This is a genomic window from Dethiosulfovibrio salsuginis (genome assembly GCF_900177735.1).
Taxonomy (GTDB): domain Bacteria; phylum Synergistota; class Synergistia; order Synergistales; family Dethiosulfovibrionaceae; genus Dethiosulfovibrio; species Dethiosulfovibrio salsuginis.
In genome coordinates, this window is sequence record NZ_FXBB01000026.1 from 1 (window position 1) to 18,643 (window position 18,643).

Here is an 18,643-nt window from a genome sequence, read left to right on the forward strand (position 1 = left end):
AGGAGAACTTCGAAAGCATACATCGGCACAACGCTTTCGCAGAGCGTTCCGCCCTCCTGGGCGACCTCCGGCTTGAGATGGAGGGCCTAAGGCCCGGCCGCCCTATGTCTCTGGACCGGTGGTTGATGGGAGTCTAGCTTAGGCGAAGCTCTAAAAACTCACCTTTGAGTCCCCTCGGAGAGACCGTCCCGCCTACGCCCCTGTTTCGCCCAATCGTATACTCGACCTGCCTGTTCCGTACGAACCGCCTCGGAGGGCACGTCCTGTGCCCCCTCGGCTTGGGGCGACGTCCTGTCGCCCCATTCGTACTACACAACGGCAGGTCGAGTATACGGGCTCAAATGGGCTACGTCGTAACGATCTCTCCGAGGGGACCCCGCTATTAAGCGAAGCTGGAGGCGTTCTTCAGGGCCCAGACGGTGTCTATGACCTGACGGTTTTCCCTGACGTCGTGGACTCGGACTATCTCCACGTCCTGCCATACACAGAGGGCGGTCGCGGCCAAGGTGGCCTCAAGCCTGTTCGCCGGGTCCGACTCCCCTAGCACCGCCCCGAAAACCGATTTTCTCGAGTGTCCTATCAGTATAGGAAGGCCCAGGGACCTAAAGAACTCGTTGTGCCCTAAGAGGGTCAGGTTGTGCTCGGTGGTCTTTCCGAAGCCTATGCCCGGGTCCAGCACTATCTGATCCCTCGGCACTCCCGCTTTAACCGCTAGGTCGATCCTCTCCTCAAAGTATCGGCATATCTCCCCTGGGAGACAATCGTAATAGGGGTTCTCCTGCATAGTACGGGGGACCCCTTTTATGTGCATTATGACCAGAGGGACTCCGGCTTTAGCCACAGCCTCAGGAAGTTCCTTGTCAAACCCCAGACCGGATATGTCGTTTATTATGTCCGCTCCCGAGTCCAGACAGGCTCTCGCCACGGAGGACTTGGTGGTGTCCACAGATATAGGGATCGCCGGATACTCCCTCCTTATGGCCTCTACGGCCGGCACCAGCCTGGATATCTCGGTATCACTGTCCACCGGGCTGGATCCTGGCCTGGTGGACTCGGCCCCTAGGTCCAGTATATCCGCTCCCTGGTCTATCATGGTCTCGACCTTTTTGAGACAGTCGGTGGAGGACGAGCGGCTTTCGGCGAAGAACGAGTCCTCCGTCAGGTTTACTATTGCCATGAGCTTGGTCTTTTTCCCGAGCTCCAGGGCCCTGCCTCCCGGCAGGTTCAGGATGTGTCTCTTTCTGGACAGGCCAGCCATGGCCCCCTCGATCTCCTGCTTTATCTCCGGCAGACCCCAGTAGGCCATGGCGGAGAGCTTTTCCGTCAGGTGGCGAAGTTGCTTTTTCGTGCCGAATATAAGGCAGTCGCATCGTTCGACCCCTCGGTCTATGGCGTGACGGTGGACCGCCACGTCCCCCCCTCTCGATAACATCTCCTGCTTCAGGGCGTTGGCCGCCCTGGTGTCCACGTCGGCTATCCTGAGGGCCGTTACCTGTCTTCGGTCGTCGAAATAGGGAAGGGCCCCCATGTCGCAGCCCATCTCCTCTAAGGTGTTTTTCAGCTCTTCGGTGGAGTTAAACCGGTGAAACCAAGCTGTCATCGACTTTCAGCGTCCTCTCTGTCCACTATGACCGAACTTGTGGCGGTCTCCCATACCTGAACGGTGTGAAGCTTACAGTTTGGCCGATTCACCTCGCCGTCCAGCTCGTCCCATACCCACAGGGCGATGTTCTCCGCCGTGGGCTGATCCATAACGTCGTTGAGGTAGGCGTGGTCCAGCCTGTCCAATACCTTCGCCGTGACCAGCTTTTTCAGCTCGGTGAAATCGAAGACCATATCGTCGTCGTCCCTGTGCCCCTTAAGCGTCACCGCCAGTCGATAGGTGTGTCCGTGAAGGGCCTCGCACTTTCCCCTGTATCGCTCAAGCCTGTGGGCTGCGTCAAAGGTGAATTCTTTTTTTAATAACATCTAGATTCCTCCTGCATTTTTTAATTATTTTTTCTCGACTTAGATGTCTATTGAGCATCTCTAAAAACGCTGTTCCTCGGAGAGGTCGTTCCGACGGAGCCCATTTGAGCCCGTATACTCGACATGCCGTCGTGTAGTCGAATGGGGCGACAGGACGTCGCCCCAAGCCGAGGGGGCACAGGACGTGCCCTCCGAGGCGGTTCGTACGAAGCAGGCAGGTCGAGTATACGCTTGGGCGAAACAGGGCGTAGGCGGGACGGTCTCTCCGAGGATGCTCGAAAATGAGTTTTTAGAGGTTCCCTATTGTAGCAAAGATACCTCTCTCCAAGCTTTATCGGATTACTATGTATCCATTTTATGGTATGATGTTTTTCGTTTGAAATTCGAGGGTGAAGGGTAGGGGGATAGATTGTCTTATTCAGGGGGAGGGGCTTTTTCAGCCCTTGGCTCAAGGAATTATCGTCTGTTTTTTTCCGGTCAGGCGGTGTCGTTGACGGGGTTTTGGATTCAGAGGGTCGCCATGGGGTGGCTCATATACAGGCTTACCGACTCGCCTTTTCTTCTAGGGGCGGTGGACTTCGCCAGCCAGATACCTCTTCTTTTTCTCTCCACCGTAGCAGGGGTTATGATGGAGCGCTGGGATCTTAGGAGGCTGATGATTATATGCCAGACATTGTGCATGGTCCACGCCGGTTTTCTGGCTGCTCTCACCCTCACTGGGACCGTCCAGTATTGGCATGTACTGGCTTTAGGGGTTTTATTGGGGATCGTAAACGCCTTTGAGCTTCCTGCCAGGCAGACCTTCGTGGTCCAGCTGGTGGACAGGCCCGAGGACCTCAGTAACGCGGTGGCCCTGAACTCCTCGCTCTTCAACGTCGCCAGGCTCATAGGCCCCTCGGTGGCCGGTTTCTGTATAGCCGCCTTCGGCGAGGGAATATGCTTTGGTCTAAACAGCGCCTTTTATCTGGCTACTCTGCTGGCTCTGATGGCTATGAGGCTCAAACCTCACAGAGTTGAGCCCTCGAAGGAGGGCTTTTTTGAGGGGTTGTCCTCGGGAATCGGCTACGTCCGACGTTTCCTTCCCATAAGGGATGTCCTCCTCTCCTTAGCCCTTCTCAGCTTCGCCGGTCTGCCCTATCTGGTCCTCCTTCCGGTCTTTGCCAAGGAGATTCTCCACGGCGGCCCGGGGCTTTTAGGTCTTCTGACAGGGGCTTCGGGCCTGGGAGCCCTGGTGGGATCCATAAGGCTGGCCGCCAGAAAGACCCCTGTGGGGCTCATGAGGGTGATGGCCCTTTCTATGTGTGGTTTCGGAGTTGCCCTGTCCTGCTTTGCCCTCTCCGACTGGGCCCTTCTGTCGGTGCCGCTGATAGTCTTTGTCGGTTTCTGCATGGTCTCCATACTGGTCGCTGGAAACACCGTGGTCCAGACCCTGGTGGAGGAGGATAAAAGAAGCAGGGTGATGGCCCTTTACGTGGTAGCTCTGACCGGGACCGCTCCCATCGGGAGCCTGATCTCCGGCGCTGTTGCCTCCCTCATAGGGGCTCAGATGGCTCTGGCCATCGGTGGCATAGTCTGTCTTGGGGCCGGTATGATTTTGGTGAAAAGAGGGGATCTACTGTGGTCCATGGCGGAGCCTATATACATAACAAAAGGCCTTTTGGTTCAGTCCGAAAGAGGTGAACTTCCCGTTGTCTCCGACGCTTTTTAGAGGTACAATGTTTTTGTATATGTATCAAAAGAGTCGGAGTGTTGCAAATATGTGAACGGAGGGGATTCCGATGGGTTGGTTGAGAAAAGCGTCGGTGGTCGCTAGGCTGGTGGCTATGGTAGGGGTCTTGTGTGCTTTTATAGTTGGAATGGCGTTCTATAATTATCTAAACGTGAAAAGGTTTGATTTTGAGCTTCAGGTTATCTACGGGCATTATCTGTTGCCCGTCCAGTGGCTGAACGACGCCAGGGCCCACGCTCAGGCCATTCGGTCTAACGTGTACGCCCTTATGCTGACCGATAAGGATAGCGAAAGCAGGGCGTTGATGGAGGATATCTCCAACCGCAGAAATTTGATGAACGAAAATCTGAAAAAATACGGAGAGCTGTCTCTTAGTCCCTCCAGCGTAAAGCTACTGGACGAGGTTCTCGGCGATATGGCGAAGGCCAGATCCGCTCTCCAGAAGGTTACCGACCTGGCCCTAAAAAACGAGAACCAGAGGGCCTACGATACCTTTAGGTCCGACGCCCTCCCTCCTCTGGATGAGTACAACGATCACATGGTTGAGCTGGCGGATTACATTTTGAAGGGGGCCAGAGAGGACAACGAGTACAATAAGAACCTCGTGGCTAGGATTCGGCTGAACTTATTGCTCGTCTCGGTTTTCTCTCTGTTTCTGTCGATCGCCATGGCCTTCTACATAGCCCGTTCCATAGCCGTCCCCCTCAGGGAGATGGAGGATCAGGTCGATGCCTTCTCCAAAGGCGACCTTTCCGTCGCTTTCTCCTCTCAGGGAGGGGATGAGGTCGCCAAGATAGGTAGGCGGCTCGGGAGGATGGCGGAGAAAATGAGAGAGGTTATCGGCGGTGTTATCGATGCGTCCCATGACCTGAAAGAGAGTTCCCAGGCCTTCTCGGGGCTGACGGAGGAGGCAAACGCCAGCCTGGAGGAGACCAGGTCGGGCACCGAGCAGGTAAGTCGGTCCGCCGAAAGCCTTTCCGCCGCAGGGGAGGAGATAAACGCCAGCGTCCAGGAGGTGGCCTCCGGTGCGGCCACCGCCGCCAGCAGAAGCGGTGAGGTCGCTGAACAGGTGGAATCCGCCAAGGTGGCCGCCGAGTCGGGCATATCGGCGGTGGCCTCGACGGTCAAGGACATGGCCTCGGTTTCTAAGGAGATAGATGGCTCCGCAAAGGCGGTGGACGACCTGGCGTCCAAGGCGGAGAGGATCCAGTCCATAGTCGGCGAGATATCCAGTATAGCGGACCAGACCAATCTTCTTGCTCTGAACGCCGCCATAGAGGCGGCCAGAGCCGGTGAGCACGGCAGGGGATTTGCCGTCGTAGCTGAGGAGGTCCGAAAGCTCGCGGAGGAGTCCAACGAGTCCTCAAAGAACATAGCCGAGCTGGCCAGGTCTATAGGGGAGGACCTGGAGTCGGTCAAAAAAGGGGCCAGGAGCAACCAGGCGGGAGCGTCCAGGGTCGATGTCCAGATAAGGGACGTAGAGGAGAGGATAAAGGCCATACTCGACGCTCTGGAGTCCATAGCCGGGGCCACACAGGATGTGGCGGCGGTCTCTCAGGAACAGGCGGCCTCCAGCGAGGAGATAGCCGAAACCGTCCAGGATATGGCGGAGAAGATACAGGGAGTCAACGAGATATCCTTAAACGTCAGGGATCAGGTTGTGGAGATAACCCAGGCTTCCGAGAGGCTATCCCTTGGGGCGGTTTCCCTTGCGGAGCTAGCCGATGACCTAAACTCTAAGGTCTCCTTCTTCAGATTAGGAGAAAAAGGCGGCCTAAAACCCCTCTAAATAAGCTTCTATAAGCCGACGACGAGAGTCGTCGGCTTATTTGTTTCTTTGTGGTAGAATCGAAATATTCTAGGTCTTCTCTGTAGGGGATAGTGACGCTGACTCGTCTCTCCGACCTACGTAGGATGGTCCGTTAGGCACGTTTGGCCGAATTTTCTGCCCTGTCCGTTTACGGGGCATAGATGGTGCTATATACTGAACCATATTTTTTCGTGGTTGATTTATCTGGGAGGGGGGTGGTGAGATAAAAAAACCGCTTATATGAGAGCGAACCTGATTCTCGCCCTTTTTTGCCTGGCGGTTATAGCCCTGTCCTCCACCGCCCTGATCGTCCAGCTTGAGCTGGACAGAAAGAGGGAGATCGAGTCCGCCTATCGCAGGACGGAGAACATGGCGAGGGCCTTTCAGGAGCACTCACTGAGGACCATACAGAACGTACACCATATATTAAATTCCCTGAGAGACGTTTACCTCAAAAGAGGGGGCCTGGCGATGAAGTCTTTCTCCGAGGTGGCCAACGCCAGCGTCGCTCGCTACGCGGTGGAGAGCCGCAGAGGACAGGAGAGCCTTTTTAACCTTCTAGGGGTAATAGACGGTTCGGGAAATCTGGTCCTGAGCTCTCAGGTTCCCTTCGTTTCGGTCAACGTCAGGGAGAGGGATTATTTCAAGGCCCATCGGGAGGGATGGCGGGATTTTCTCGTCAGTCCTCCGGTGCTCGGAACCGCCACAGGCAAGTGGTTTATACCTATGAGTATCCCTCTGTTCGAAGAGGGGGATTTCGGCGGACTGGTCCTGGCTTCGGTCAATCCCTTTGTGTTCTCCGATTTTTACAGCAGGATCTCCATCGGACCAGGGAGCGTTATCGCTATGGTAACCTTGGACGGTTCGGTCTTGGCTGGAGTCCACGACGACAGGCCTCTGGCCATGTCCCAGGTGATACAGGATAAAAAGGTCCTATCGGTGATGTCCCAGATCCCTAACGGATCCCTTATGGGGGACATGATCGGCGATGGCAATAAGAGAATACTGTCCTTCCGTCAGATATACCCTTACGATATATTTATCGTCGCAGGGGAGACGGAAGAGTACGTTCTGGCGGATTTTCATCGCAGAAGAACGGTGATGATCTGGTCGGTATTGTCCTTTAATTTTTTGGTTATCCTCTTTTTTATCGCCTTTAGGGCGGCTAAGGCGAGAGAGGAGGCCACTGAGGAGCGTTTTCAATCCTTTTTTGAACAAAACTCCGTGGGGTTTTCCATAACCTCCCCTGATGGTTCGTGGAAGCACATAAACGATAAATTCTGTCGTATGCTGGGATACGATAAATCGGAGCTTTTTTCAATGACCTGGAGGGATATAAGCCCCGAGGAGGATCGAGCTCAGGAGGTTATACGTTTCTGGTCCATGGTGGAGCGAGGGATCACCGAGTCTTTCTCCCAAAAGCGGTATATCCGAAAGGACGGCTCAATTTTGGACGTGGAGGTCTCCACCTACCTCATAAGGGATAAAGATGGAGACGTTGCGTACCTAGCGTCGTCGATCCAGGACATAACCGAGAGGCTAGAATCTCAGAGGCTCCTGGCTCAGAGGGCTTTGGAGCTTGAGAAGCACAGAGAGACCATCATAAACAGCATGGCTATACTGGCGGAGTACAGAGACGGCGATACCGGAGGGCATATCCAGAGGACCAAGGCCTACGTGAAGCTGCTTCTGGAGCGGTCCGGTGGAGAGGCTCTCTTCCCGCCGGAGGACCTCCCACTGGTGTGGCAGTCCGCCGCCCTCCACGATATAGGGAAGGTGGCTGTTCCCGATTCGGTTTTGCTCAAACCCGGCCCTCTGTCCAAAGAGGAGTTCGACCAGATAAAGATCCATCCTGTAGTCGGCGGTGAGGTGCTAGCCCGCACCGAGGGGCTACTCGGAGGAGGGGCCTTTATCTCCTACGCCAGGGATATCACCGAGTATCACCACGAAAAATGGGACGGTTCTGGGTATCCTCACGGCCTGAGGGGAACGGATATCCCCTTTTTGGCCAGGGTCATGGCCATTGCGGACGTCTACGATGCCCTGGTGTCCGCTCGGCCCTACAAGATGGCCTTCTCCCACTCTAAGGCGGTCTCCATCATAGAGGAAGGGGCGGGAAGCCACTTCGATCCCGATCTGGTCCAGGTGTTTTTGTCCTGCGAGAGAGAATTTGAGGCGATTTACCTCCATACCTCTTGACTTATGGGGCCGATCGTTGTATCCTTCCATAAATTCATCGAAAGGCGTGGTCGGCATGACTAGATCCTTCGCGAACAATTCGATGCTTTTCTGGTGGTGGTGGACCTAGGTCCACCGCGTCATTGGCTGTGTATTCGGGCCGCGGTGGCATAAGTCGCCGCGGCCCTTTTTGTATGTTTGGGCCGTGCTTCCCTATTTTATCGGGAGGACGGCCCTTTTTTAATTTAAAAAAAAAGACGAGGAGAGATCGATATGACCGTTATGACATCATCCGTAGAGACCGGTTACTTTGGGGCCTTTGGTGGCCGTTTTGTTCCAGAACCTCTTGAGAGACCTCTGGAGGAGCTCGCCTCCGCCTTCGCCGAGGCGGTGCTGGACCCTGATTTCGAGAGAGAGTATATAAGGCTCATGGTGGAGTACGTAGGCCGTCCCTCGGCCCTGACCGAGTGCCTTAACCTCGGTCGTCAGCTGGGCGGTGGAAGGCTGTTCCTCAAGAGGGAGGACCTCAACCACACAGGGGCACACAAGATCAACAACGCCATAGGCCAAGCCCTGTTGGCAAAGAGGATGGGGAAAACCAGGCTTATCGCCGAGACCGGTGCGGGAATGCACGGTACCGCCTCCGCTACCGTGGCCGCCCTGATGGGGATGGAGTGCGTTGTCTATATGGGGGCGGTGGACGTAGAGCGTCAGGCCCCTAACGTGAGCAGGATGAAGCTGATGGGTGCTAAGGTGGTACCGGTGACCCAGGGCCAGGGCGTGCTTAAAGACGCCGTGAACGCCGCCCTAACAGCCTATGTGGAGGACCCTGAGACCTTCTACCTCCTGGGTTCCGCCGTTGGACCTCATCCCTATCCCTCCATGGTCCGTCACTTCCAGAGGATCATCGGTCGAGAGGCCAGGGAGCAGATTATGGCCAGGGAAGGCCGTCTGCCAGACGAGATAGTGGCCTGCGTCGGAGGCGGCAGCAACGCAATAGGCCTTTTCTCCGGCTTCATCGACGACCAGTCGGTGTCTATAACCGGGGTTGAGCCCGCCGGTAAGGGCCTGGAGACCGGCGAGCACGCCGCTACCTTGGTGGCAGGTGCACCGGGGATAATCCACGGCTTTAAGACCTACGTTCTCGCCGACGACCAGGGCGAGCCAGCACCGGTTTACTCCATCTCCGCAGGGTTGGACTATCCTGGAGTTGGGCCGGAGCACTCACACCTTAAGGATTCGGGCAGGGCCAACTACGTGGCGGTGACCGACAAAGAGGCGCTGGATGCCTTTCACCTTCTCTGTCGCACCGAGGGGATAATCCCCGCTCTTGAGAGCTCCCACGCCCTGGCCTACGCCCTGAAGAGGCTTCCTCAGATGCAGAAGGACCAGATTCTGCTGTTAAACCTCTCCGGCAGAGGGGACAAGGACATGGACCAGATAATGGCCCTCGAGGCTTAGGACCACCTTGCGATAAAGTCGTCTATCAGACGGCGGGATATGCTGACGCTCCCGGGGATCTCCGGTAGATTCTCGGGGGCGAACCAGTCGGCGTGGTCTATCTCCACTCCGTCCACCTCTATCTCACCCTCAAGCCATTTGGCCCTAAAGCCAACCATGAGAGACCTCGGAAAAGGCCAGGACTGGCTTCCGAAGTACTCAACGTCACAGACCTTTATGCCTACCTCTTCCTTTATCTCCCTCTTTACGGTGTCCTCCAGGCTCTCCCCTAGGTCCACGAACCCCGCCAGGACGCTGTATCGTTTCCCGGGGAAGGCCCTGTTGTGCCCAAGGAGCAGTTTACCCTCCTTCTCCACCGCCACAATGACCGCCGGAGATATCACCGGATAGGAGGTGTTGCCGCAGGAGGGGCACCGTCTTCCTCTGTCCTCCATGTCCTCCATAGGTGAGCCGCATCTGCCGCAGAACCGGCTGTTTGTGCGCCAGTCCATCTCGGCGTAGAGCCTGTTTGCCACCGCGAAGGTCCTTTCTCCCATGACCTCCCACAGAGTCCTCCTGGGCACCGTTCGCCATCCGTCGGGCAGCGACCGCTCGCCGTCGATCTCAAGCCATTTCCCTACTTGAGGGACCTCTCCTGTCGATATCGCCTCTATGGAGTGTAAGGCCCAGCCCTCGGCGGGGATGACTACGTCGTTTCCTTTGAATATAAATGTTTCCATTGCTCTTCCCCCTTCCACAGGAAATCCTCTAAAAACGCTGATCCTCGGAGAGATCGTTCCGACGTAGCCCATTTGAGCCCGTATACTCGACCTGCCGTCGTGTAGAACGAATGGGGCGACAGGACGTCGCCCCAAGCCGAGGGGGCACAGGACGTGCCCTCCGAGGCGGTTCGTACGGAACAGGCAGGTCGAGTATACGATTGGGCGAAACAGGGCGTAGGCGGGACGGTCTCTCCGAATCTAAGTCTACATCCTTGTGGCCCGTTTAGGTGCTACATAAGCATGTTTTCGTGGTATTATTGCTCCCGTAAATATGACCTGAAAGGGATGATGGATGTGAAAATTTGGAGAGGTTTGTTAGCTTGTTTTATCGCAGTGGCCCTTTCTTCCGGGGCTTCGGCCCTGGAGATCGTGGACGGTCTGGGCCGGACGGTGGAGGTGCCCGATATGGTGGATAGGATTATATGCTCAGGGTCGGGAAGTTTGCGGCTAGCCACCTACCTACAGCTCTGGGATAAGGTGGTCGCCGTGGACAGCATAGAGAGAAAGACCGACCGATTTGACGCCAGGCCCTACGCACTGGCCCGTCCTGCCTACAAAGACCTTCCTCTTTTCGGCGAGTTCAGAGGCGACGATAGTCCCGAGCTTATTCTGTCTTTAGATCCCGCTCCTCAGGTGATCTTCAAGGTGGGCTGTACCGTCAAAGAAGCGGACACCCTCTATGAAAAGACCGCCATTCCGGTGGTAGCGCTGAACTACGGAAATCTGGTGGACGGCAGGGATAACCTGTACAGCGCCATAAGGATTATGGGCCAGGTAGCCCACGCCAAAGATAGAGCTGAAGAGGTAGTGGCCTTCCTCGATCGAACGATAGAGGACCTCCGGTCAAGGGCCGCCGATGTGGAAGCAAAACCGTCGGCCTACGTAGGAGGGATCGCCTTCAGAGGTCCTCACGGACTTCTCTCAACCGAGCCTACCTATCCTCCTTTCGCCTTTTCCGGTGTCGTGAACGTCGCCGCCCAAGGGGCTGGTGTTAAGGCTAAACACGCTGTGGTGGCCAAAGAGGCTCTCCTCCAGTGGGATCCTGAGATAATATTCATAGATCTTTCAACGATCACCGCCACCGGAGGAGGTGCCCTTAAAGAGCTCTCCGAGCCTCTGTGGGAGGGACTCTCCGCCGTAAAGGAAGGTCGAATCTACGGTGTCCTTCCCTACAACTGGTACAACCAGAATTTCGGAAATATCCTGGCGGACGCCTATTTTGTCGGCTCTCTTATCTTCCCCGACAGATTCTCCGATGTCGACCCGTCGGCAAAGGCGGACGAGATATTCAGCTTTCTGGTCGGTGAACCGGTCTTCAAGAGGTTAAATCAGGCTTTCGACGGAAAGGTCTTCGTGCCTCTGGAAGTAGGTAGATAGCCTATGCACCTGGACAGGGCGGAGGTCTCCCTTTCCTATCGGAGACACGTGGAGAGGAAGCAGGTCTTTATGGTCTGTCTGTTCCTTATCGGCGTCGTCTTTTTCTGTGTCTCCCTTTCGGTAGGGGTCTCCGGTATGCCTCTTGATATGGTCCTCAAAGGTCTTTTAGGTATGACCGAGGGCCGGGATAGGCTGATACTCTGGAGCATAAGGATGCCTCAGGCGGTGGCGGCGGTGGCGGCAGGGGCTGGGCTGGCCCTGTCCGGCGCGGCCATGCAGGCTATTCTCAGAAATCCCTTAGGTTCCCCTTTTACCCTGGGATTCTCCCACGCTGGGGCCTTCGGTGCCGCCTTGACGGTCATGGTCCTGGCAAAGATATCTCCCGTCCTTCCTGCCTGGTTGGTCTCCTTTGGACCTGGCATAGTTGCCCTAGGGGCCTTCGTCTTCTGTATGATAGCCACCTCGGTGATACTGGCGGTCTCCGCCTATCGAGGGGCTTCCCCTGAGACTATGGTCCTCTGTGGGGTGGCTTTAGGATCGCTGTTTACCGCTGGGACCATGTTTCTCCAGTATTTTGCCGACGACGTTCAGCTGGCCGCCATGGTGTTTTGGACCTTCGGCGACCTAGCTAGGGCTGGCTGGAAGGACCTAGGTGTGATGGCTTCGGTGCTGATTCCCGGTGGGATCTATTTCTACCTAAAGCGCTGGGATTTTAACGCCGTAGAGGCAGGGGATGAGACCGCCCGAGGTCTTGGAGTCGATGTATCCTCCCTCAGGCTCACCGGACTGGTGGTTTCCTCCCTGATGGTGTCGGTCACGGTGGCTTACTTAGGGGTGATCGGTTTTGTGGGCCTGATCTGCCCCCACTTTATCCGCCGAATTTTAGGGGACGATTACCGCTACGTCGTTCCCGCCAGCGCCCTGGCGGGGGCGTTGCTGCTCCTGGTTGCCGATACCTGTGCGAGACAGATCATGGCTCCTCACGTGATGCCTGTGGCTGTGTTGACCTCTTTTCTAGGGGCCCCCGCCTTTTTGTGGCTTCTGATAAGGACCGTTCGATGATATTGGCGGTAAAAGACCTGGGATTCAGGTGGGGAAGGGACTGGGTTTTCAGAGGTATCTCCTTTTCCGTGAATAGTGGAGAGCTTCTGTCGGTTATGGGCCCTAACGGTGTCGGCAAGACCACCTTGCTCAGATGCTTAAACGGAATCCTGTCCCCCTCCGAGGGGACAATAACCGTAGGAGGCAGGGATGTCTCCTCCATGTCCAGGCGGGAGATAGCCAAGGCGATGGGATACGTTCCTCAGTTTGTCCAGCCTCAGAGGATGACCGTCTTCGACGGGGTCCTGCTCGGAAGACGGCCTCATATAGGCTGGTCGGTATCGGAGAGGGATCTGGTGACAGTGGAGAGCGTCCTGTCTCTCCTGGGGCTTTCGGAGTTCAGGTTGCGGTCTATGGATCGGATCAGCGGAGGGGAGAGGCAGAAGGTGGCGATCGCCAGGGCCATGGTCCAAGAGCCTTCGGTGATGCTTCTCGACGAACCGACCGCTAGCCTGGATATGAAAAACAACATGGGGATGATGGAGACCATCTCCCACGTGGTACACTGCCACGGTTTGGCGGCGGTGGCCACTATTCACGACGTAAACTGTGCTTTAAGACATTCCGATAGGTGTCTTTTTCTGAGAGGTGGCTCTATCGAGGCCCTCTGCACTCCGTCGGAGGTCACAGGCTCGATGATAGAGTCGGTTTACGACCTAAAGGCGGATATCATCGACCACCGAGGCTATCCGGTGGTAATACCTGGAGGTTAGTTTATGAATAAATACGATATAGAGCCTATAGGGTTCATAAAATCCCCCTACATGGAGAGGGAGGAGATCCCGAGACAGGGATTTCACGCCCCTGAGGTGGAGGCGGTCGCGGTGATCGACGAAAAATGGGCCGACGCCATGATGGGGCTGGAGAATATAGACAGGCTGATGCTCCTTTTCCTGTTTCATCGCTCCTGCGACGTCCATATGACCGAGAACAAGCCCTGGCTGGGAGGGGAGAGAGGGGTTTTCGCCACCAGGAGCCCTCACAGGCCCAACCATATAGGGGTCTCGGAGGTGGAGGTCCTGTCGGTCCAGGGCAGAGAGATAAGGTTTAAAGGCCCCGATATGCTAGACGGGACCCCGCTGATAGATATAAAACCGGCGGTATCGAGAAAATAAAGCAGGGAGAGGCTTCGGCCTCTCCCTCTGTCTATACCATGTTTTTGATGGCCGACCTGGCAGCTACCACTCCGCTGGAGGCTGCCTGGATTATTCCCCTGCTGACCCCTGCTCCGTCTCCTGCCATGAAGAGGTTCTTTACGGTAGGAACCGCCAGGGAGTTCTCAAGCTGCACCCTCAGGGAGTAGAGCTTTATCTCCACGCCGTAGAGCAATGTGTCGTTTTGGTTTACCCCGGGCATTATGACGTTCAGCGCGTCCAAAAACTCCACTATGTCGGTCATGTGTCTGTGTGGAAGTACCAAGCTCAGGTCTCCGGGCTCCGCCGAGCCGGTCTGTTCGATCATCCCTCTCTCTATTCTGGAAGCCGTCGACCGTCTGCCGTCCCTGAGATCTCCAAGCCTCTGGACCAGTATGCCCCCTCCTGCCAGCATGTTGGCCAGCCTGGCTATGTGGGTGGCGTAGCCTATAGGATCGTGGAAGGGATGGGTGAAGTTCTTCGTCACCAATATGGAGAAGTTGGTGTTGTTCGACTTGGTGTGCTTCAGGCTGTGGCCGTTTACGGTGACCAGGTTGTGCCCCTTGTTGTACTCCGACACGACGTAGCCCGACGGATTCATGCAGAAAGTCCGGCATCGATCGTCGAAGGTCGGGGTGTTGTAGAGGCATTTCACCTCGTAAAAGTGGTCCGTCAGGTCCTGACACACCGAGTCGGGGACCTCTACCCTTACCCCTATATCCACAGGCATAGAGGCTATGGGAAGCTCCAGCCTCCTGACCACCGTCTCAAGCCAGGAAGCCCCGTCCCGTCCGGGGGTGGCTATTATGGTCTGAGCCTCGAACCTTCTCCCGTCGGCGAGGACTATTCCTCTGGCCTGGCCGTTTTCGACGATTATGTCCTCGACGAAAGTGTTCATCATTATGTCGCACTTATCCTTCAAGGTGTGGTACATATTGTCCAGCACCTCTCTGGAGGCGTCGGTGCCTATGTGCCTTATCCTGGCAGGCAGGACCTTTATGCCGACCCCTGCGGCCCGGCGGATGGTGTCTTTTACCATAGGTCCTTTAGGTTCGTAGTAGTTAGGGTCCGCTCCGTGGTCCACGAAAACCTTATCCACCGAGTTTATAAGCTCTATCAGCGCCGATTCCCCTATATACTCCTCCAGGTTGCCCCCAAAGCCTGTGGTGATGGTCAGCTTTCCGTCGGAGGCGGACCCAGCTCCTCCCCAGCCGGAGACTACGCTACAGGATGGGCAGTTTATACAGCTTTCCGCTTTTCCCGCTATTATGGGACATACCCGTTCCTTTATGACCTTGCCCTTGTCCACTACGAGGATCTTTTTTCCAGCTTCAACCAGCTCAAGAGCGGCAAAAACCCCTGCCGGTCCTGAGCCAACTATAATAGCGTCGTACTTCATCCTTTTTCTCCCCCACTCGTGATTTACGTTCTGTCCCTAAGGCACCTCTAAAAAACCACCTTTGAGTCCCCTCGGAGAGACCGTCCCGCCTACGCCCTGTTTCGCCCAATCGTATACTCGACCTGCCTGTTTCGTACGAACCGCCTCGGAGGGCACGTCCTGTGCCCCCTCGGCTTGGGGCGACGTCCTGTCGCCCCATTCGCACTACACGACGGCATGTCGAGTATACGGGCTCAAATGGGCTCCGTCGGGACGGTCTCTCCGAGGAGCGGAGTTTTTAGAGGTTTCCCCTAGATTATACATCCTGGGAGACTTTACCTTCGACCATGGAAGAGTAAAGTTCCTCGGTTTTGGCTATGATAGAATCCACCGAGATCCCAAGGTAGTTGGCGTACCAGACCGAGCCCCCTGCCCCGGCTCCCTCTTTGATGTAGCCCTTTTCGTAGTCGCTGAGCCCCGTCCATTTCGATCCGCTGAAGTCCAGAGGTGCCCACCAGCCTTCGACCCCTATGGCCTCCGCCAGTGTCGCGAAATCGGCGCTTTTATCCCTGTGTACGTAGCAGGTGGTCGCTACGGTGATCGGTCTCTCTATCCCCATGTGCCTCAGAGCAGCCGCTACCGCTAGCATCTGGGTGCCACCTGCCAGGACGATTTTCTTGCCCTCCGGTGCTCCTGAGGCTATCCCCGCTACTAAAGGCTCCATAGGATCGCCAAGCTCCTCCATGGCCTTCATGCCGTCCCCTGAAAGCCCTCCGAACTCTATTTCCAGCCTTCTGAACGAGTCTTCCCGGAGTTTTCTCTTCAGAGGCAGGGGGTTTTCAGGCCCTGCGGAGGAGACGGACCCCCTGTACCCCAGTGCAGCCAGGACCAGAGACGCGGTGGTGGTTCCTCCAGGGACCGACTCACCTATCACCAGAGGGCCGCTCCCCTGGGAAAGGCCGATGGCCAGCTCTCTTCCCCTCTGAAAGAGCTCCCTGGCTTGAGGTACTGCGGTCTCCTTTGACGGGTCTTTGGCCGGGTAGCCGCCTACATCTACGAAAGGGGCTTTAGGGCTGACGAAAGACCCTGCGTCGATCAAGGTGATCGGAAAACCCGCTTCCTCCAGGGCGGCTCTTGTTACTATGGCAGGGGTGGGGTGTCCTTGAGGATCCAGGGGGATCCAGTCGACCACCTTAGGCTTTCCCCACCAGATCATGTCCGCATCGGCAGGTGCGGTGTAGGGAAGGACATCTAGACTGGCACCTGCCGCGGATATTCCAGGTATTTTGCTTACGTCGGTGGAACCAACTACGAGGACGAACATAATAGGACACCTCTTTCTTATATATGGCTCTTTTAGTCGGAGCATAGGCCGGAAAAATGATATCATATCGGGGTGTCCCTGGCTTTTTCTAAGACGCAAGGAGAGGTTTTTATGAAAAAAATAGTTTCTTTATTGTCGGTATTTATGGCTATTCTCGCAGGGGCGCTTTTCGTGATGATGTCCCGACCTGCCCCTGATCCGGGGATATTCCTCCCCTCCATCGACGGCGGTACCGTTCAGGTTCATCTCCGGCGAGGTGATCTGGCGATGGAGTGGCTTTTGGACCTCGACGAGTTCGTCAGGTCCAAAGACCTACCTCCCTCTGGGCTGAACGAGCTCATACCATTCGTAGGCAGAGGTTCTTTGCAGGCGGAGTTGGACCTGCCGGAGGGGCTATCGGACCGCTTCTTCTTGGCCCTTGAGGTTATAGAGGTGCCTAAGGCGATGAAGCTCTCTCAGACGTTGAAGGACGAGGCGGTGAGGAGAGGGTGGGAAGCCCTGCCTCTCGAAGCTGCTTTGCCTCAGGAAATAGCCCCTCTTTTCGTCCTTGTAAGGGACGATTTCAAATCTTACTGGGGCCTTTGGCGTAGGAGAGCGGGCTCGGTTATCCTGGTTGCCTCTTCCATTGAGGATCTAGCCTCTATGGTTCCAGAGGGAGTTCTGCCGGTCAGACAGACCTCCGGCTCCAATTGGGCGAGGTTGGACCTCCCACGGTTCCCCTCTTCCGACGATCACCGGGGATTCTCCTCCGAGTGGTCTCTGTCCAGGACCGACGAGAGGATATCCTTATCCTCCTGGAATAACGGTCATGAGGTTTATTTATCCCAAGATGGTCTGAGCGACCTTGCTGAGATAGGGGAGATACCCCTTTACGGCGGGGGAAAGCTGGCTGCCCTGGCCGCCTTTACCGGAAGTTCGACGGTCTCTCCACCTGATGAGATTATGGAGTCCCTTCTGGACGAGGAGTCCAGGCTTCTCCTGGACGGTTGGATATCCTTAGTTCAGAATCTGGGGATTTCCTGGGAGGACATAGTCGCCGCCCTTGAGGGAAGGATGTCCTTCGTGTTGGGCTCAAACGCCTCAGGTCTCATGGGTCCTATGCCGGGGGGATACGTCCTCTTCGAGGGAGTTTCGCCGGATTTAGGTCGGAAGATAGTCGACTGTCTCGCCCCTTTGAACCTGCCCTTTGGTGCTGGCCCTCTCAAAAAAGCGGGATGGAAGGGCGGTCTTTCCTGTAAATTTCCCTTGACCGCCGTCCTCGCCTACGGCGATCGTGGTCTTTTGGCCGGTGTTTTCGACCCCGACGATATCGATCGTCGACCTACCGTGCCTGAGCGTATATCCGATTCGGTCGGTAAAGCCAGACACCTTGCCTTCTCCGTGGACGTCAGAGGGCTTTTGGCGATCCTCGAGACTTACCGTTCTATGGCGTCCCTTCTGGACGACGATCTCGCCTCTATCCTCGGCTCCTTCATGGAGATACTTTCACCTTGGGATAAGTTTGAGCTGTATACCCCGTCTATAGGGCGCTCTGAGCTGTTGCTCTACCGCCTTCGAAACTGAAAGGAGATTTTTTATTTGAATTACGATCCAGAATGTATGAAAGTCAAGTTGTGTAAAAAATGCAAAGGCCTCGGCTTTGCCCTTGGCAAAACGGGGGAGAAATTCGGCTGTCCCGAGTGCAGCGGTTCCGGTAGGGTCGTAGTCAAAACCCTCAGAAGCGATTTTCCCCTGGACGATTTAAACGAAAATCTGACTTTCGATAAAGACACCATGAAGGTTCAGGTCTGTAAGAGCTGTGCAGGACTAGGGGCTTTCGTCTACGGCCCTGAGGACAGTCGGGATTGTCAGGATTGCGGCGGGACCGGCAGGATAGTGGTTCAGCAGATATCCACCGAGTATCAGCTACATCATCTTAAAGAGTTCGAGGAGTGATTCCTGTGGCAATTGAGCACGGAGAGATAATGGGGATTCAGATAAGGGACATGGTCCTTGTCGCCGATCAGGAGGATCCGATATACAGGGGAGACCTCTACCTGGACGGGGTTAAAATCGGTTCTTTTGAGGAGGATCAGGACGGAGGTCCTACAGCGATATACGTGGACAGCGATGCGTCCGATAGTTTGCGGGAGAGGATGGACTCTTTTTTTGCAAAAGAGGGATTCTCCGTCCAGGAGGAGGAGGACTACGACCTGTTTTTCATCAGGTTGATAGAGCTTGAGCAGCTTCTCCAGGTTTTTCTGGAGCTTCCGGAGAGGGGAATGGCCTATCTAGTCGCCGACTATACCGACGAGGAGATGGTTGTCTACGAGGTGGAGAACGATATGGGGCTGGATCAGCTCATACTGGAGGGCCGTATGGAGGACTACGACGTGTATCGATCCCTGGAGGATTTCGTTATTTCCTGAGTTCGCTGTTGACAG

At 55.8% G+C, this 18,643-nt stretch carries 16 protein-coding genes; 11 read left to right on the plus strand and 5 right to left on the minus strand.

Annotation, left to right across the window (positions count from 1 at the left end; translation table 11 throughout):
* Positions 1-382 precede the first annotated feature (382 nt).
* Both folP and queD read right to left on the minus strand, forming a co-directional pair.
* Positions 383-1,600 (minus strand): dihydropteroate synthase, encoded by a 1,218-nt coding sequence (gene folP, locus B9Y55_RS09380; protein WP_085545099.1) that lies wholly within the window; start codon positions 1,598-1,600, stop codon positions 383-385.
* Positions 1,597-1,968 carry a 6-carboxytetrahydropterin synthase QueD gene (queD, locus tag B9Y55_RS09385; protein WP_085545100.1) on the minus strand — a complete coding sequence of 124 codons (372 nt, stop codon included), beginning with the start codon at positions 1,966-1,968 and terminating at the stop codon, positions 1,597-1,599. Before queD ends, folP begins: the two co-directional genes overlap by 4 nt.
* 409 nt (positions 1,969-2,377) lie before the next feature.
* On the opposite strand from queD, the gene B9Y55_RS09395 reads away from it, so the two are divergent.
* The 4 genes from B9Y55_RS09395 to trpB all read left to right on the plus strand — a co-directional run bounded on the left by B9Y55_RS09395 (position 2,378) and on the right by trpB (position 9,146).
* Positions 2,378-3,676, plus strand: a complete 1,299-nt coding sequence (locus B9Y55_RS09395) for an MFS transporter (RefSeq protein WP_085545102.1) — start codon at positions 2,378-2,380, stop codon at positions 3,674-3,676.
* A 70-nt stretch (positions 3,677-3,746) separates the two neighbouring features.
* Positions 3,747-5,486 carry a methyl-accepting chemotaxis protein gene (locus B9Y55_RS09400; RefSeq protein WP_085545103.1) on the plus strand — a complete coding sequence of 580 codons (1,740 nt, stop codon included), beginning with the start codon at positions 3,747-3,749 and terminating at the stop codon, positions 5,484-5,486.
* A 261-nt stretch (positions 5,487-5,747) separates the two neighbouring features.
* A complete protein-coding gene (locus B9Y55_RS09405) occupies positions 5,748-7,706 on the plus strand; it encodes an HD domain-containing phosphohydrolase (protein ID WP_085545104.1) in 1,959 nt (652 codons plus the stop codon).
* A gap of 252 nt (positions 7,707-7,958) precedes the next feature.
* A complete protein-coding gene (gene trpB / locus B9Y55_RS09410) occupies positions 7,959-9,146 on the plus strand; it encodes a tryptophan synthase subunit beta (protein WP_085545105.1) in 1,188 nt (395 codons plus the stop codon).
* Here trpB and nudC read toward each other — a convergent pair.
* Positions 9,143-9,865: an NAD(+) diphosphatase gene (nudC, locus tag B9Y55_RS09415; RefSeq protein ID WP_085545106.1), complete on the minus strand. Its 723-nt coding sequence runs from the start codon at positions 9,863-9,865 to the stop codon at positions 9,143-9,145. The two genes, trpB and nudC, sit on opposite strands and share 4 nt — an antisense overlap.
* Positions 9,866-10,219: 354 nt before the next feature.
* Between nudC and B9Y55_RS09420 the strand changes: the two genes are divergently transcribed.
* The 4 genes from B9Y55_RS09420 to tsaA are packed head-to-tail and all read left to right on the plus strand — an operon-like array spanning position 10,220 to position 13,500.
* Positions 10,220-11,284, plus strand: a complete 1,065-nt coding sequence (locus B9Y55_RS09420) for an iron ABC transporter substrate-binding protein (RefSeq protein ID WP_234986199.1) — start codon at positions 10,220-10,222, stop codon at positions 11,282-11,284.
* 3 nt (positions 11,285-11,287) lie between these two features.
* Complete coding sequence (locus tag B9Y55_RS09425) at positions 11,288-12,346, plus strand: FecCD family ABC transporter permease (protein WP_085545108.1); 1,059 nt, start codon at positions 11,288-11,290, stop codon at positions 12,344-12,346.
* Positions 12,319-13,098: an ABC transporter ATP-binding protein gene (locus B9Y55_RS09430; protein ID WP_234986200.1), complete on the plus strand. Its 780-nt coding sequence runs from the start codon at positions 12,319-12,321 to the stop codon at positions 13,096-13,098. Before B9Y55_RS09425 ends, B9Y55_RS09430 begins: the two co-directional genes overlap by 28 nt.
* Before the next feature lie 3 nt (positions 13,099-13,101).
* Positions 13,102-13,500, plus strand: coding sequence for a tRNA (N6-threonylcarbamoyladenosine(37)-N6)-methyltransferase TrmO (tsaA, locus tag B9Y55_RS09435; protein ID WP_085545110.1), 399 nt, complete (start codon positions 13,102-13,104; stop codon positions 13,498-13,500).
* Between the two features lie 31 nt (positions 13,501-13,531).
* Here tsaA and B9Y55_RS09440 read toward each other — a convergent pair whose 3' ends face one another.
* Both B9Y55_RS09440 and cobT read right to left on the minus strand, forming a co-directional pair.
* Positions 13,532-14,917, minus strand: coding sequence for an NAD(P)/FAD-dependent oxidoreductase (locus B9Y55_RS09440; RefSeq protein ID WP_085545111.1), 1,386 nt, complete (start codon positions 14,915-14,917; stop codon positions 13,532-13,534).
* A gap of 295 nt (positions 14,918-15,212) precedes the next feature.
* Positions 15,213-16,286, minus strand: a complete 1,074-nt coding sequence (gene cobT / locus B9Y55_RS09445) for a nicotinate mononucleotide-dependent phosphoribosyltransferase CobT (protein WP_327078438.1) — start codon at positions 16,284-16,286, stop codon at positions 15,213-15,215.
* A 45-nt stretch (positions 16,287-16,331) separates the two neighbouring features.
* On the opposite strand from cobT, the gene B9Y55_RS09450 reads away from it, so the two are divergent.
* Genes B9Y55_RS09450 through B9Y55_RS09460 form a run of 3 tightly spaced genes read left to right on the plus strand, consistent with a single transcriptional unit; the run spans position 16,332 to position 18,628 of the window.
* Positions 16,332-17,783, plus strand: a complete 1,452-nt coding sequence (locus B9Y55_RS09450; RefSeq protein WP_085545113.1) for a hypothetical protein — start codon at positions 16,332-16,334, stop codon at positions 17,781-17,783.
* A gap of 36 nt (positions 17,784-17,819) precedes the next feature.
* Positions 17,820-18,155 (plus strand): molecular chaperone DnaJ, encoded by a 336-nt coding sequence (locus B9Y55_RS09455; protein ID WP_234986201.1) that lies wholly within the window; start codon positions 17,820-17,822, stop codon positions 18,153-18,155.
* A 5-nt stretch (positions 18,156-18,160) separates the two neighbouring features.
* Positions 18,161-18,628: a hypothetical protein gene (locus B9Y55_RS09460; protein WP_143340894.1), complete on the plus strand. Its 468-nt coding sequence runs from the start codon at positions 18,161-18,163 to the stop codon at positions 18,626-18,628.
* The last annotated feature ends 15 nt before the right edge of the window (positions 18,629-18,643 follow it).